This is a genomic window from Bradyrhizobium sp. USDA 3240 (assembly GCF_054063295.1).
In genome coordinates, this window is record NZ_JBSSGD010000002.1 from 3977649 (window position 1) to 3992383 (window position 14735).

The 14735-nt window shown below is 63.5% G+C and carries 9 protein-coding genes and 1 pseudogene; 6 read left to right on the forward strand and 4 right to left on the reverse strand.

The features are described from left to right. Positions 1-36: 36 nt before the first annotated feature. Positions 37-1218 carry a substrate-binding domain-containing protein gene (locus tag ACVIGA_RS19495; protein ID WP_456667611.1) on the reverse strand — a complete coding sequence of 394 codons (1182 nt, stop codon included), beginning with the start codon at positions 1216-1218 and terminating at the stop codon, positions 37-39. A gap of 178 nt (positions 1219-1396) precedes the next feature. Here ACVIGA_RS19495 and ACVIGA_RS19500 point away from each other — a divergent pair, with 178 nt between their 5' ends. Further along, entirely contained in the window at positions 1397-1840 is a 444-nt protein-coding gene (locus tag ACVIGA_RS19500; RefSeq protein ID WP_038387042.1) for a MarR family winged helix-turn-helix transcriptional regulator, read from the forward strand. Positions 1841-1861: 21 nt separating this feature from the next. Here the strand turns inward: ACVIGA_RS19500 and ACVIGA_RS19505 are convergent, their stop codons facing one another. Further along, positions 1862-4297: a hypothetical protein gene (locus tag ACVIGA_RS19505; RefSeq protein ID WP_456667612.1), complete on the reverse strand. Its 2436-nt coding sequence runs from the start codon at positions 4295-4297 to the stop codon at positions 1862-1864. A 349-nt stretch (positions 4298-4646) separates the two neighbouring features. Here ACVIGA_RS19505 and ACVIGA_RS19510 point away from each other — a divergent pair, with 349 nt between their 5' ends. Beyond that, positions 4647-5081 (forward strand): VOC family protein, encoded by a 435-nt coding sequence (locus tag ACVIGA_RS19510; protein ID WP_456667613.1) that lies wholly within the window; start codon positions 4647-4649, stop codon positions 5079-5081. A 312-nt stretch (positions 5082-5393) separates the two neighbouring features. Next, positions 5394-6605 (forward strand): ABC transporter substrate-binding protein, encoded by a 1212-nt coding sequence (locus ACVIGA_RS19515; RefSeq protein ID WP_456667614.1) that lies wholly within the window; start codon positions 5394-5396, stop codon positions 6603-6605. Positions 6606-6631: 26 nt separating this feature from the next. Here the strand turns inward: ACVIGA_RS19515 and secA are convergent, their stop codons facing one another. Continuing rightward, positions 6632-9496 (reverse strand): preprotein translocase subunit SecA, encoded by a 2865-nt coding sequence (gene secA, locus ACVIGA_RS19520; RefSeq protein WP_456667615.1) that lies wholly within the window; start codon positions 9494-9496, stop codon positions 6632-6634. A gap of 379 nt (positions 9497-9875) precedes the next feature. On the opposite strand from secA, the gene ACVIGA_RS19525 reads away from it, so the two are divergent. Further along, on the forward strand, positions 9876-10814 hold the full coding sequence (locus ACVIGA_RS19525; RefSeq protein WP_212311945.1) for a peptidylprolyl isomerase: 939 nt from the start codon (positions 9876-9878) through the stop codon (positions 10812-10814). A 260-nt stretch (positions 10815-11074) separates the two neighbouring features. Next, the gene (gene argJ, locus ACVIGA_RS19530; protein ID WP_456667616.1) at positions 11075-12316 is read left to right on the forward strand and encodes a bifunctional glutamate N-acetyltransferase/amino-acid acetyltransferase ArgJ; all 1242 of its coding nucleotides are present in this window, start codon (positions 11075-11077) and stop codon (positions 12314-12316) included. A 288-nt stretch (positions 12317-12604) separates the two neighbouring features. On the opposite strand, the pseudogene ACVIGA_RS19535 reads toward argJ, so the two are convergent. Continuing rightward, a pseudogene (locus tag ACVIGA_RS19535) lies at positions 12605-13949 on the reverse strand (TadE/TadG family type IV pilus assembly protein). 175 nt (positions 13950-14124) lie between these two features. Here ACVIGA_RS19535 and ACVIGA_RS19540 point away from each other — a divergent pair. After that, positions 14125-14535, forward strand: a complete 411-nt coding sequence (locus tag ACVIGA_RS19540) for a (deoxy)nucleoside triphosphate pyrophosphohydrolase (RefSeq protein ID WP_050630700.1) — start codon at positions 14125-14127, stop codon at positions 14533-14535. Positions 14536-14735 lie beyond the last annotated feature (200 nt).

Below are 14735 nucleotides of genomic sequence, written 5' to 3' on the forward strand. Positions count from 1 at the left end.
CACGCGAAGCGGTACCCACTTAGCTCGAGAACGCTTCTAGATCGTCTTGATCACATTGAAGTCGAGACCGTCGGCCTCTGCAAGATAGATCGGCATTTCGGCACGGCCGTCGCGAATGGTGACGGTGCCGCGGGCGCCGCTGTAGACGAGGTTGCGCGCTGCAGCAAACAACGGGCCCGTCGACAGCGAGCGGGCGCGGTTGGCCGCCGCTTCGAGAAAGCGCATCCCCTCATAGTTGGACTGTCCGACCGAGCCGATCGGCGGCGCGTGCGCGCCGAACATCGCTCGGTAGCTGGTCTGGAACTCGTCATTGGCGCGCGAATCGACGCAGCCGAAATAGCCGGAGGCGCAGAACAGGTTCTCGGTCGCGTCCGGCCCGATGCCGAGCAGCACGGTCTCGTCCATCGCGCCCGCATAGCGCAGTGTGGTGGCGGCGAGCCCGGCTTCCGCAAAGGCGCGGTTGAAGGTGATGCTGTCGGTGCCGATCAGGGTAATCAGCACGACATCGGGCCGGGCAGCCCGAATCCGCGCCAGATGCGGCTCGTGATCGTCCTCGCCGAGCGGGACGAATTCCTCGCCGACCACCTGGCCGCCGGCCTCCTTGATGTAGTGCTTCACCGCGCGATGCGATTGCCAGGGCCAGACATAGTCGCTGCCGATCAGGTACCAGCGCTGCGCTTTCTTGACCTCGGTGAGCCAGTGGATCGCCGGGCGGCTTTCGGCACGCGGCGTCTCGCCGATCGCCATCACCCCGGGCGTCCGCTCGCCGCCCTCATAGACCGGCGTGTAGACATAGGGGATGCGGCCGGCTGTGACCTTGCGCAATGCGAGGCGGACCGCCGAGATATGCGAGCCCATGATCACGTCGATCTCGTCGAACGCGATCGCCCGCTCGGCGCGGCGCACCACCTCCTCGATCGGACCGCCAGCGTCGTACATCGACAATTCGACCTCGCGGCCGCGGATGCCGCCGCGCCGGTTGATCTCGGCGACCGCGAGCATGACGCTGTTGGCCGAGATCGGCCCCCAGATCCCGGGCGCGCCGGAGAAGGTGATGAAATTGCCGATTCTAAGCTTGCTGTCGGTGCCGCCACGGCGCGAGGAGCCCGGCTTGACGGTCAAAGCGAGATCGGCCGCGCAGGACGACGGATTTCGAAACAGGTGCGGCGGCGCGACGGGCATGCCGCCATACGCCTGGAAGGAGACCGTCGAGAGCACGCCAACTCCTGTCTGGGAAGCAGTACGCAACGCAGCCAGCGGGCGGTCGCGGCGTCCGCCCCTTGGTTGGGGGAATATCCTAGGGGAAAATATTGAATATTCAACAATTGAAGTGCATATAGAAATGGCATGAGTTGCCGGACATTCATTCACCGGGTCAGGAACCAGGTCTCACGCCGTGGCTAAACCGCCGAAAGAAAATTCCCCGATCACCGAACACCTCACCTACCTGCTCGCGCAAGCCAACCGGGAGATCAACCGGCAGTTGGAGACGCGGCTGGCCAAGGAAGGCGTGCCGGTCGAGCAGTGGCGCATCCTCAAAGTGCTGTCCGACGGCAACGGACACTCGATGGGCGAACTCGCCGACGCGGTGCTGCTCAACCATCCGACGCTGACCAAGATGATCGACCGCATGGTGTCAGATGCGCTGGTCTATCGCGTGCAGGATCCCAAGGATCGCCGCAAGGTGCTGATGTTCGTCTCCGACCGCGGCAAGGCGCTGTGCCGCCGGCTGAACTCGCTCGCGGTGAGCCAGGAAGAGCACATCGTCGAGAGCTATGGCGACAAGTCGACCACCGAGCTCAAGCGCCTGCTGGAAAGCCTGATCGGCAGCGCCAACTGAGGCAATAGGCAACAGCCTCCGCTACGACGCCACCTCGTCCTGCGCCACCAGGCCTGCCGGCCCGACCGGCGTGAGGGCGTCATCAGCGACCGGATGGGCCAGCCGGTTGCCGACGATCATGATCGCGCACACCACATAGCAGCAGACGCCGAGTGCGAATGTCGTGGTGATGCCGAACTGGATCGACAGCGCCATGCCGAGCACGGACGCAAGCATCGAGGTGATGCCGTTGGTGCTCCAGAAGAAAGGCAGCAGCCCGCCATGCCGCCGCCAGATGCCGAGGCCCAGCGGGAACATCATGCCCATGCAGAAAGCCGGCGGCGCCAGCAGCGCGACCGACACCAGGATGCGGATGTCGGTCGGCGCGGAGCGCGCCCAGGCGGTGACGGCCGGCGTCAGCAGGCCTGCGGCCACCAGCGTTGCGACCAGCGCCACGAGGCGAGCGATCAACATGGCCGGCCGCGCAGGCGCGGCACCTACCGTGGCGCTGCCGATGCCGCCGAACAGCAGGATCGTGAACAGCACGACGCTGAGCCCGTAGACCGGGTGGCCGAGGAACACCATCAGCCGTTGCATCTGCGAAATCTCGATCAGCATGAAGCCCATGCCGATCGCGGCGAAATAGGCCACCGGCGGCACTAGTGTGGCCGCCGGCATCCGCCGCATCAGGCGCGCGAAGGGAATGCCGATGTAGAAGATGCAGATGCCGAGCTGGAAGACGAGCACCCATTTGATGATGCCGAGCGCTGCGTTGTTCTGCGCCTCGAAGCCGTTCTTGAGGAACAGATCGGCAAGTCGCGCGGTATAGAAGAAGAACGGCTTGTCGTCGGTCGAGGCCACGATGTTTACCGGCAATGAATCAAGAAAGCGCTGGTCGGCCTTGCCCGATAGAAGAGCCGAAGTGACATTGTCATACGCGATGCCAGGCCCGAGCAGCAGCTTGAATCCCCGTGCTTCCAGCCGCTCGCGCGCGCCCTGCCATTGCGCCGCCGTGAACGCCTCGGGCCGGGTCATGACCGTGACGACGCTGCCGACATTCGCCGCAATCACATGCTGCGACAGTTCGGTCATCGGCACACCCTGATGCTGCAACGCCTCCGCCGCGATCGCAATCAGGCGATAGAACTCGCCGCGATAGGCCGTTGGTTCGTACCAGCGCGATACCGAGAGCATGCCGCCCGGCTTCAGCGCGCGGAAGAAATCGTCCCACGCCTCCACGGTGTAGAGCCGGTTCTCGGTCAGCGTCAGCCCGCCGGCTGCGGTGGCGGCCCAGGTGTCGATCAGCGAGATCTGGATCAGGTCGTAGCGATCGGGCGAGTGGTTGATGTAGCTGCGCGCTTCGGCATTGACCAGCGACACGCCAGGCTGGCGATGGAGATGGCCCGAATAATCGGCGAACTTGTCGGTCAGCACTTCGAAGATCGCGGGATTGATTTCGATGCCGTGAATTCGCTGCGCGCCGAAATACAGGCCGGAGAGGATGTCGCGGCCGCCGCCGACGCCAACCACGGCCACGTCGCCCGGCCGCTGCTGCACCAGATAGGGCGCGTTGATGACGTCGTCCTTGAGATAGGAAACCTTGGTCAGATCGCCGGAGAAGCGGGTGATCGGTGTCGCCGCGTCGGCATCGATGTCGAGATAGAGCTGCTCGATCCTGGTATCCGGGGTGCGCGAGAACGACCAGCCGAACGGAGTCGAAAGCCCGAGATCGGTCACGCGGATGCGCGAATAGGTGTTCCAGCGCTCGAACAACGTTCCGGTCTGCTCGGTGCCCTTGGCCCAGATCACGCCAAGATGGCTGATGCCGGTTGCGGCAAGCGCGGTGTGGACCGCGGCGAGCGCGGCAAGACCAAGCGCGGCGTTGCGGCTCAGGCGCACATCGCTTCGGCCTTCGCCGTGACGGACCACGAACCAGCCGACGGCCGCGGCGCAGGCGCCGATCCACAGCGTCGCGCTGACCGGATCGATCACCAGCAGCACGAAGATGATGCCGAGGCAGCCGACTGCGGCGCCGACCAGATCGGCAGCGTAAAGCCAGCCGCCAACATTAGGCAGCCGGGTCAGGAGAATCGTGATGCAGATGCCGCCCTCGGCGAACGGAATGGTGAAAGCCAGCGCCACCACGGCGAGCGCAGACATGGCATATGCGCCGGGCACGACCAGCGGCGCATACAGAAAGGCGCACATCACGACGACGCCGCTGATCGCGAACCGCGCGGCATGGCGGGCAAACTCCGGCGCCACACGCTCCGACGCATAGCGGGCTGAATCCTCATAAACCTTCATTGCACCGCGCGTCAGCCCGAACATCGCAAGCGCGATGGCCCCGAAAGCGAAGTGGTAATGCACCATCACGCTGAAGAAGCGGGTAATCAGGATCTGATAAGCCAGCGTGGCCGACGCCAGCACGAAGATCGCCGGATAGTAGCGGCCAGGCATAGTCGTCGCGGTCTGCAAGGCGCGGCCTCCGGATCGAGCCTTGACCAAAGAGACGCTTTGATGCGCGTTGGCGGCTCACCCGACGCGCCCGGCAATATTGAAGCACAGAGCACTAACAAGTGATTGATTGGACGAACCAATACCGACGTTGGGTAGTGGCCGGACCGGCGGCGGGCTTAGCGCAGGGTTACCCGGAAGCCCAAAATCGCGAAATACCGCCTCACGGGCAGACAGCTATGCCGGAAGCTCAACAAAAAGCCCGGTCAACATGTCGGAGTGCCGGTCGCGGGCTCGTCCTCCGGATGCGCGAACGCTGTGCGCGCGGTTCCGGCTCATCCTCCTCATCGATCACAAGGATTTCCCCGCCATGACTTCGATCACGCCGTTCCTCTGGCTCGACAACAACGTCCGCGACGCCGTCGCCTTCTACAAGTCGGTGTTCCCGAACGCCGAGATCGAGACCGTCAGCGACTTCATGGCGAGTTTTGAGCTCGAGGGGCAGCGGTTCTACGCGCTCAATGGCGGGCCGCAGCACAAGTTCAACGAGGCGGTGTCGTTCTTCCTCAGCGTCGAGACCCAGGAGCAGGTGGATTATTTCTGGAGCAAGCTCACCGACGGCGGCCAGGAATCGCGCTGCGGCTGGCTCAAGGACCGCTTCGGCCTGTCCTGGCAGGTGATCCCGACGGCGCTGAGCCGCTATCTCGGCGACTCCAACCGCAAGGCGGCCGATCGAGCGATGCAGGCGATGCTGAAGATGCAGAAGATCATCATCGCCGATCTCGACAAGGCGTTCGCCGGCTGACGGCGATGCGGCTTCGGCGGCGGGCCAGGCGCCCGCCGCGTCAAGGTTGCGGGCGCGGCCTTGATATCCACGGTGGAGCAGTCCGGGGTTTTCTTCGTGCATCCTGACGAACTCCATCAGGGTTTCGATGCCGAAGTCGGTGAAGGCGATGACGCGTCTTGGCCGACGCCATGGATCCAAGATGCGACCATCATCCATTCACGGTACCTCCGAAGGTCAGCAAGCACCTTGGCATCCTCCCACTCGCCCATCGATAATTGAATGAAGAACAAGTAGGATCGGCGCCGTCCATTCCGACACCGAGGTGAACCCATGCGGTTGCCACATCTCGCGGTGCTTTTGGGCTGTCTGGCATCCCCCTATAGCGGGACAGCCTCCGCACAGATTTCGGACGATGTCGTACGGATCGGGGTATTGAACGATCAGTCTGGTGTGTACGCCGATTTTGGCGGGCCCGGCTCGGTCATCGCCGCACGCATGGCGGTGGAGGATTTCGGCGGCAAGGTCCTGAACAAGCCCATCGATGTCGTAGTTGGCGATCATCAAAGCAAGGCGGACATCGGCGCCGCAATTGCGCGTCACTGGTTCGACGTCGATAACGTCGATATGGCGGTCGGATTCGACAATTCATCCGTCGCGCTCGCGGTCGAGCAAGTCGCACTCCAGAAAAATCGCATCGCCATCGCCGGGGCCGTCGGAACCACTGCGTTCACAGGAAAGAACTGCACGCCGAACGAGGCCTCGTGGCTCCAGGATTCATATGCACTAACCAACACGCTTGCTCGATCAATGGTCCGCAGCGGCGGGGACACCTGGTTCTTCATCACCGCAGATTACGCTTTTGGCTATTCGATGGAGGCTGATGCGAGCAGCGCCGTCCTCGCCAGTGGCGGCAAGGTGCTGGGAAGCGTGCGCCACCCGATCAACAGCGCGGATTTCAGTTCTTATCTGCTGCAAGCGCAGGCCTCGGGCGCGAAGGTCGTTGCGCTGGCAAATGCCGGCGGAGACATGATCAACGCCACCAAGCAGGCAACCGAGTTTGGACTGTCACGCCGCGGTCAGACGCTCGTCTCGCTTCTTGCCTTCATCACCGACATTAACAGCCTCGGACTTCGCGCGGCGCAAGGCTTGCGGTTTGTCACAGGGTTCTACTGGGATCGCAACGACGAAACGCGCGCCTGGTCCAAGCGCTTTTTCCAACGACATGGCCGTATGCCGACCTCGGCGCAGGCGTCGGTTTATTCCGCAGTCCGTCACTATCTTCGCGCGATCGAGGCAGCCGGCACCGATGAGCCGAAAACGGTGATGGCAAAAATGCGCGAGATTCCAGTCAACGATTTTTACACGAAAGCCGGCAAGCTCAGGGAAGACGGAAGGCTCCTGCACGATATGTATTTCGTGCAGGTAAAGACCCCCGATGAATCGAGTGGCCCTTGGGACTACTACAAGATCCTTGCGACCATCCCGGGCGATCAGGCGTTTCGCCCGGCGGGCGAGGACGGATGTCCTCTCGTCAAGCGATAATGGTCGAACTCACCGGCTAAATGGCGTTACGCGTACCGCCCGTGGCAGTGCTTGTACTTCTTGCCTGACCCGCAGGGGCAGTCCTCGTTGCGACCGACCTTGCCCCAGCTTGCCGGGTCGTTCGGATTGCGGTCGGCAGCCGGCATCCCCGGCGCCAGCGAGGCCTGGGCATAGGTGGCTTCGGTCAGGCGGGCCTGGGCGAACTCGTCCTCACCGGTGTTGGGATCGAGCTTGTGCGCTTCCATCGGCGGCAGCGGCATCGGCGGCTCCTCCGGCGGCACGATCTCGACCCGCATCAGCTGGGCGGTGACCGCCTCGCGCAGATGCGCGCTCATCTCCTGGAAGAGATTGAAGGCTTCGGTCTTGTACTCCTGCAACGGATCGCGCTGGCCGTAGCCGCGCAGGCCGATCACCTGGCGCAGATGGTCGAGCATGATCAAATGCTCGCGCCAGAGATGATCGAGCGTCTGCAACAGGATGGTCTTCTCGACGTAACGCATCACGTCGGGACCCCATTGCGCGACCTTGGCCGCCATGCGCTCGTCGACGTGATTCTCGATGCGCGTCAGCAGCTCCTCGTCGGCGATGCCTTCTTCCTTGGCCCATTCGTCGACCGGCAGGTCGACATCGAGCACGCGCTTCAATTCTTCCTTGAGGCCCGCGGTGTCCCACTGCTCGGCATAGGCGTGCTCGGGGATGTGCTTGGCGACCACGTCCTCGACGAAGGCATGGCGCATGTCGGTCACGGTCTCGACGACGCTGTCATCCTTCATCAGGTCGATGCGCTGATCGAAGATCACCTTGCGCTGGTCGTTCTGGACGTTGTCGAACTTGAGCAGGTTTTTGCGGATGTCGAAGTTGCGCGCCTCGACCTTCTGCTGGGCCTTCTCGAGCGCCTTGTTGATCCAGGGATGAATAATGGCCTCGCCTTCCTGCAGGCCGAGCCGTTGCAACATGCTGTCGAGCCGGTCGGAGCCGAAGATGCGCATCAGGTCGTCTTCCAGCGACAGGAAGAATTTCGAACGGCCGGGGTCGCCCTGACGGCCGGAACGGCCGCGCAGCTGGTTGTCGATCCGGCGGGATTCGTGGCGCTCGGAGCCGATGATGTAGAGGCCGCCCGGCTTCTTCACGGTCTTGGCGGGCTTGTTGCCCTTGGCGGGCTCGACCTCGAAATCCTCTTCCGCCTTCAGCACGATCTCGCGGAAGCGCTCGATGTCGGCCTTGATCAGCTCGATCTTCTTGGCCTTCTCGGCCTCGTCGGTGATCGCGGCGGTCTCCTGCTGGATCCGCATCTCGAGCGAGCCGCCGAGCTTGATGTCGGTGCCGCGGCCGGCCATGTTGGTCGCGATCGTGATCGCGCCCGGCACGCCGGCTTCCGCGACGATATAGGCTTCCTGCTCGTGGAAGCGCGCGTTCAGCACCGCGAACAGCTTTGCCGGCTTGCCCGCACGGGCCGCAGCATAAAGCTTGTCCATACCGGACTCGGCGCCGAAATCGATCTGCTTGTAGCCGTGCTTCTTGAGGTACTCGGCGAGCACTTCCGACTTCTCGATCGACGCCGTGCCGACCAGCACCGGCTGCAGCCGCTTGTTGGCGCGCTCGATCTCGGCAAGGATCGCGGCGTATTTCTCGTTCTGGGTGCGGTAGACCTCGTCGTCCTCGTCGAGGCGCGCCACCGGCAGGTTGGTCGGGATCTCGACGACCTCGAGCTTGTAGATGTCGAACAGTTCGTCGGCCTCGGTCAGCGCCGTGCCGGTCATGCCGGACAGCTTCTGATACATCCGGAAATAGTTCTGGAAGGTGATCGAGGCCAGCGTCTGGTTCTCGGGCTGGACCGTGACGTGCTCCTTGGCTTCCAGCGCCTGGTGCAGGCCTTCCGAATAGCGCCGGCCCTGCATCATGCGGCCGGTGAACTCGTCGATGATGACGACCTCGTCGTCGCGGACGATGTAATCCTTGTCGCGCGTGAACAGCGTGTGCGCGCGCAGCGCCTGGTTGACGTGATGCACGACGGAGACGTTCTCGACATCGTACAGCGAGTCGCCCTTGAGCTGGCCGGCGTCGCGCAGCAGGTTCTCGAGCTTCTCCATGCCGCCTTCGGTCAGCGTCACCGTGCGCTGCTTCTCGTCGACCTCGAAGTCGTCCTTCTTGACAAGCTTCGGCATGAAGGTGTCGATGGTGTTGTAGAAATCCGAACGATCGTCGAGCGGGCCGGAGATGATCAAGGGCGTGCGCGCTTCGTCGATCAGAATCGAGTCGACTTCGTCGACGATTGCGTAGAAATGCTCGCGCTGGACCATGTCCTCCAGGCGGTACTTCATGTTGTCGCGCAGATAGTCGAAGCCGTATTCGTTGTTGGTGCCGTAGGTGATGTCGCAGGCATAGGCGGCCTTGCGCTCGGCATCGTCGAGGCCGTGCACGATCACGCCGGTGGTCAGCCCCAGGAACGAATAGATCTGGCCCATCCAGCCGGAGTCGCGGCGGGCGAGGTAGTCGTTGACGGTGACGACATGGACGCCCTTGCCGGCGAGCGCGTTGAGGTAGACCGCGAGGGTTGCAACCAGCGTCTTGCCTTCGCCGGTCTTCATCTCGGCGATGTCGCCCTCGTGCAGCACCATGCCGCCGATCAGCTGGACGTCGAAATGGCGCTGGCCGAGCGTCCGCTTGGCCGCCTCGCGCACCGTGGCGAAGGCCGGAACCAGGAGGTCGTCGAGCGTCTTGCCGCCGGCGAGCTGCTGCTTGAACTCGGCGGTGCGGGCCTTGAGCTCATCGTCCGTCAGTTTGACGATTTCGGGCTCGAGGGCGTTGATGGCGCTGACGCGGGACTGATACCCCTTGACCCGGCGGTCGTTGGAGGAGCCGAAAAACTTGCGGGCGAGCGCGCCGATCATGCGAAATTCCTGTTCTTCGGTCTCGAGTTCGGTCTTGGTTCAGTGTTGAATTTCAGTCTTGGAATACAGCCTGAGATGGTCCGCCGGATTGCCTATCAACTCACCGTGACGCGCTACGGTTCGAGCCCCGGCCCGGAGCTCCTCCGCCAATTGAGTGGGAAACAGGCCATCCTGGGTTCAACGGCGAAAAACGCAGCAAAATAAGCGCTCTCACCACTGACACGGTCGGCCAGAGATATGGCCCGGTCGGGGGGTTGTCAACGCCGCCAAGATGTCAAGGAATTCATCATTTTGACAAGACTTTCGCGTTGCCAATGTAACACGATTGGGCGAGTGTCCGCCCCGCTCGAGCTCCCCCCCTTTAGACCAAGGATTTTGCATGACCACCTCGCCTCCGGAAACCAAAACCGGCCTGCGCCTCGGCCTCGCCACCCTGGCCGCCACGGGCTGTCTTGTCGCAGTGCTGGCTGCCGGCCTCCCGGTCCGCGCCGCGGAATCCGACCCGGTGCTGGCGAAGGTGAACGGTTCCGAGATCCATGCCAGCGACGTGGCGCTCGCCGAGGAGGAACTCGGCCCGAGCCTGCAGCAGATGGACCCCTCGACCCGCAAGGACAACGTGCTGTCCTTCCTGATCGACATGAAGATCGTGTCCAAGGCCGCCGAGGACAAGAAGATCGAGAACAATGACGACTTCAAGAAGCGGCTCGCCTTCACCCGCAACCGCCTGTTGATGGACAGCCTGCTTGCCAGCGAGGGCAAGGCTGCGACCACCGACGACGCCATGAAGAAGGTCTATGAAGAGGCCTCCAAGCAGATCACCGGCGAGCAGGAGGTGCGCGCCCGCCACATCCTGGTCGAGACCGAGGACGAAGCGAAGGCGATCAAGGCCGAGCTCGACAAGGGCGCGGACTTTGCCGAGCTCGCCAAGAAGAAGTCCAAGGATCCCGGCGCCTCCGACGGCGGCGACCTCGGCTTCTTCACCAAGGAGCAGATGGTGCCGGAATTCTCCGCGGTCGCCTTCACGCTCGAGCCGGGCAAGATCTCCGATCCGGTCAAGTCGCAGTTCGGCTGGCACATCATCAAGGTCGAGGAAAAGCGCAACCGCAAGGCGCCCGACTTCGAGCAGGTGAAGGCCCAGATCGAGACCTATGTGACCCGCAAGGCCCAGGCCGACTATGTCGCCAAGCTGCGCGAGGCCGCCAAGGTCGAGCGCCTGGACAAGCCGGCCGAGACGGCCAAGGACGCGACGGCGCCGGCCGATGCCGCCAAGGACGCGCCGAAGCCCGCCGACAACAAGATGGCGCCGGCGAAGAAGTAAGCTCCAGAGCGAAAGCAGTTGCGATGGCCGGGCATGTCCCGGCCATTTGCTTTTTGAGGTGAACGGTAGCCCGGATGAAGCGCAGCGAAATCCGGGCAGACCATCCGCGGTGACAGCGGACCCGGATTACGCTTCGCTCCATCCGGGCTACAGGCGTCTCTTTGAACAATTGATGACAGCGCGTTCGCGCCCGAGCCCTCTCCCGCTTCAGCCGGCGAGATGTTATGCAGCGCTTCCCTCCCCGTAGCCGGAAGCCTCCCATGTCCACCGCCGTCTCCCCCCTCGCCCCGCCTGACGTTCCCGAGATGCCCGTGATCGCGGGTGTGCGGCTTGCGACCGCTGCCGCCGGCATCCGCTACAAGGGCCGCACTGACGTGCTGCTCGCGCTGCTGGACAAGGGCACCACGGTGGCCGGCGTCTTCACCAAGTCGAAATGCCCGTCGGCTCCGGTCGAATGGTGCCGCGCCAATCTGAAGGGCGGGGCGGCGCGCGCGCTGGTGGTCAATTCCGGCAACGCCAACGCCTTCACCGGCAAGACCGGCAAGTCGTCGACCGCACTGACCGCGCAGATCGCGGCGAAGGCGGTCGGCTGTTCGACGTCGGACGTGTTCCTTGCCTCCACCGGCGTGATCGGCGAGCCGCTCGACGCCACCAAGTTCGACGGCGTGCTGGCGCAGCTCGCGGAGACCGCGACCCCCGATCTGTGGATGGACGCGGCCAAGGCGATCATGACCACCGATACCTTCCCGAAGGTCGCCACCGCGACCGTGAAGCTCGGCAAGGCCAAGGTGACGATCAACGGCATGGCCAAGGGCGCCGGCATGATCATGCCCGACATGGCGACCATGCTGTCCTTCGTCTTCACCGACGCTCCGCTGTCGGCGGCCGTGCTGCAATCCCTGCTCAAGGCCGGCGTCGAGGACACCTTCAATGCGCTGACCATCGACGGCGACACCTCGACCTCGGACACGCTGCTCGCATTTGCGACCGGTGCTGCGGCCGCCAACGGCGCGCCGAAGATCTCGCGCGCCAGCGACCCGCGCCTGAAGGCCTTCACCAAGGCGTTCCAGCAGATCCTCGCCAATCTGTCCGAGCAGGTGGCGCGCGACGGCGAAGGCGCCCGCAAGCTGGTCGAGGTGGTGGTCGAGGGCGCCACCACAAAACCGTCGGCGCGCAGAATCGCGATGTCGATCGCCAATTCGCCGCTGGTGAAGACCGCGATCGCCGGCGAGGACGCCAATTGGGGCCGCGTGGTGATGGCGGTCGGCAAGGCCGGCGAACCCGCCAACCGCGACAAGCTCTCGATCTCCTTCAACGGCATCCGCGTCGCCAAGAGCGGCGCGCGCGATCCGTCCTACAATGAGAAAGAGGTGTCGGAGGCGATGAAGGCGCCGAAGATCCAGATCAAGGTCGCGCTCGGCCTCGGCAACGCGAAGGACCGCGTGCTGACCTGCGACCTCACCAAGGAATACGTTGCGATCAACGGCGATTACAGGTCGTAACCGCTTTCCCAATCACCTCCGTCATTGCGAGGAGCGAAGCAACGAAGCAATCCGCCCGTCCGTATGTGCGGTGAGATGGATTGCTTCGCTTCGCTCGCAATGACGGTGTAAGTCCCGTCATCCCCGCGCAAAGGCTTCGCCTTTGTCGCTGGAGGTCCGAGCGGAGCGAGCCTCGAAGGATGCACGGCCTGAATGCATCAGCGCTGTGAGGGAGTTGGGCCGTCGACCCTTCGAGACGGCCGCTGCGCGGCCTCTTCAGGGTGACGGGGAGAGATAAGACTCGCGGCCTTAACTGCTGATCCGCGCGTCGGCGACTGCTTTCTTGAACAGCGCGTTCATCGCGTCCGCGATGCCCTGGGTCGGGCTGACCTCGAAATAGAAGCCCGGCGACGCACAGGTCTGCATGTTCTGCGCGATCTGGCTGTTCGGCGATGGGCCGAACGGGCCCTGATTGAACGGATCGATCCAGGTCATGTACCAGTTGTTGGTCGGCAGCTGCAGATAGGTGGTGTAGAGCACCGCGATCTTGATGTTGCGCTTCTTGATCGCATCGCAGAGCGCCGGATTGATCGGCGACTGGCAGCGATTGCTGCCGGTGATCGGCTTCAGGCAGCTTGTATTCGGCTCGTCGGCGACCCCGTCGGATACGAAGAACAGATATTTCAGCGGCGCCGACGACGTGCCCGCGCCCGGGTTTGCGATCGCATTGTTGATCTGGGGAAAAATCGCGGTGAACTGGCTGTCCTTATCCGCGGTGTAGGAATCGTTGTTGCCGTAGACGCCCATCAGATCGATGTTGCCGGCCGCCGACTTTGCACTCGACAGGCGACAGCGAAAACAGGCTTCGCAAGCCGTAAGTCGCCGAGGACGCGCCGAAGTCATAGATCGCCATACGGAACTGGCTCGAATAGGTCTGGGTCGCCGCCGCGGTATCCATCAATTGCTGGGTCGCGCTGCGCAGCACATCGATCCGCGTCGTGACGCCAAGCGATTTCGCCAGATTGTAGTAGTTGTTGGGGTCGTTGTAGTCGTGGCAGGCGAAGGCGCATTGGTCGTTCGGCTTGAAGCTGTTGCCGGTGGTGGCCGTGACCAGCTTGGCGACGTCCGTCGGCGTGGCGCCGACGCCCATCGACGGTGAGTTATCGAGCAGCAGATAGAAATCGATATAGAGCGGCATGTTCGCGGTCGAGGTCGAGGTGCCCGACACCGACACCTTGCTCCGCCCCAGCACGCCGAGGAACATGGTCGGGACGTCGGCGGTGAATTGGACCGTCGAGGTGATGATGCTGCCGCTCTTGGTCATGGTCGGCGTCACGTTGGTCAACGTGAAGCCGTTCTGGTTGAAGATGTTGCCGTTGAAGATCTTCTTCGCGTCGGCTTCTCCCGCCGAGATCTCGCCGTCCGAGGTCATGGCGCCGGCCGCGATGAAACCGGGCGATGCCTTGGCGACCGATCCGACGCTCGCCGCGTCGGCGGCGGAGATCAGCTTGCTGCGGATCTGGTTGGCGCGGGAATAGTCGACCGCGCATCCGACCGCGACGAGCAGCGGCAGCAAGGCCAGGCCGAAGATCATCGCGATGTTGCCGGAGCGATCGCGGCGGAAACGGCTGACGGTCCGGAGCAAGGTGCGCATGGGTTATATCGGCAGAGAAATTGATGGGCTGATAAATCAGGAGCTTCACCCTGCCTGCCGCGAATTAAGGCCGGCTTATCGCGAATGCAGAAAGAGCGCGCCGGCATAAATCGTTTGGCTGACGGGGCGTTGCTGGTTAATGAAAGCTTGCAGATGAGAAGGACATTCCAGCTACATGGCTGACATCAAGCTGACCCTCGTCGTCGCCTGCGCGCTGGTCGACGCCGACAAGCGCGTGCTGCTGGCGCAGCGTCCCGAAGGCAAGGCACTGGCGGGCCTGTGGGAATTCCCCGGCGGCAAGATCGAGCCCGGCGAGCGGCCGGAGCAGACCCTGATCCGCGAGCTGCACGAGGAGATCGGCATCACCGTGAGCGAGCCGTGCCTCGCGCCGCTGACCTTCGCCAGCCATGCCTACGAGACCTTCCATCTGCTGATGCCGCTCTACATCTGCCGCCGCTGGGAGGGCATGGCGGTGGCGCGCGAGGGCCAGAACCTCGCCTGGGTCCGTGCCGGCAAGCTGCGCGACTATCCGATGCCGCCGGCGGACATTCCGCTGCTGCCGCATCTGATGGATCTGCTGCTGTGATCTCAGCCTCCCCCGCTTGCGGGAGAGGCGCGGCTACCCAAAATATCGAAAACAACCCCATGCACAGTAGCCGGCGGCGGCCGGCATTCGACCAGGCGACTTGACGCGTCGGGCAACTCACAGGCCCGCGGACACCCGGCTGCAGCCGCATCTGATGGATTTGCTGCTGTGATCTCTTCATCCTCCCCTGGAGGGGAGGA

Excerpts from the sequence above, each read along its gene's own strand:
- ACVIGA_RS19510 (WP_456667613.1), top strand. The coding sequence starts at position 4,647 with ATGACTTCGATCACGCCGTTCCTCTGGCTCGACAACAACGTCCGCGAC.
- ACVIGA_RS19515 (WP_456667614.1), top strand. The coding sequence starts at position 5,394 with ATGCGGTTGCCACATCTCGCGGTGCTTTTGGGCTGTCTGGCATCCCCC.
- secA (WP_456667615.1), bottom strand. The coding sequence starts at position 9,496 with ATGATCGGCGCGCTCGCCCGCAAGTTTTTCGGCTCCTCCAACGACCGC.
- ACVIGA_RS19525 (WP_212311945.1), top strand. The coding sequence starts at position 9,876 with ATGACCACCTCGCCTCCGGAAACCAAAACCGGCCTGCGCCTCGGCCTC.
- argJ (WP_456667616.1), top strand. The coding sequence starts at position 11,075 with ATGTCCACCGCCGTCTCCCCCCTCGCCCCGCCTGACGTTCCCGAGATG.
- ACVIGA_RS19540 (WP_050630700.1), top strand. The coding sequence starts at position 14,125 with ATGGCTGACATCAAGCTGACCCTCGTCGTCGCCTGCGCGCTGGTCGAC.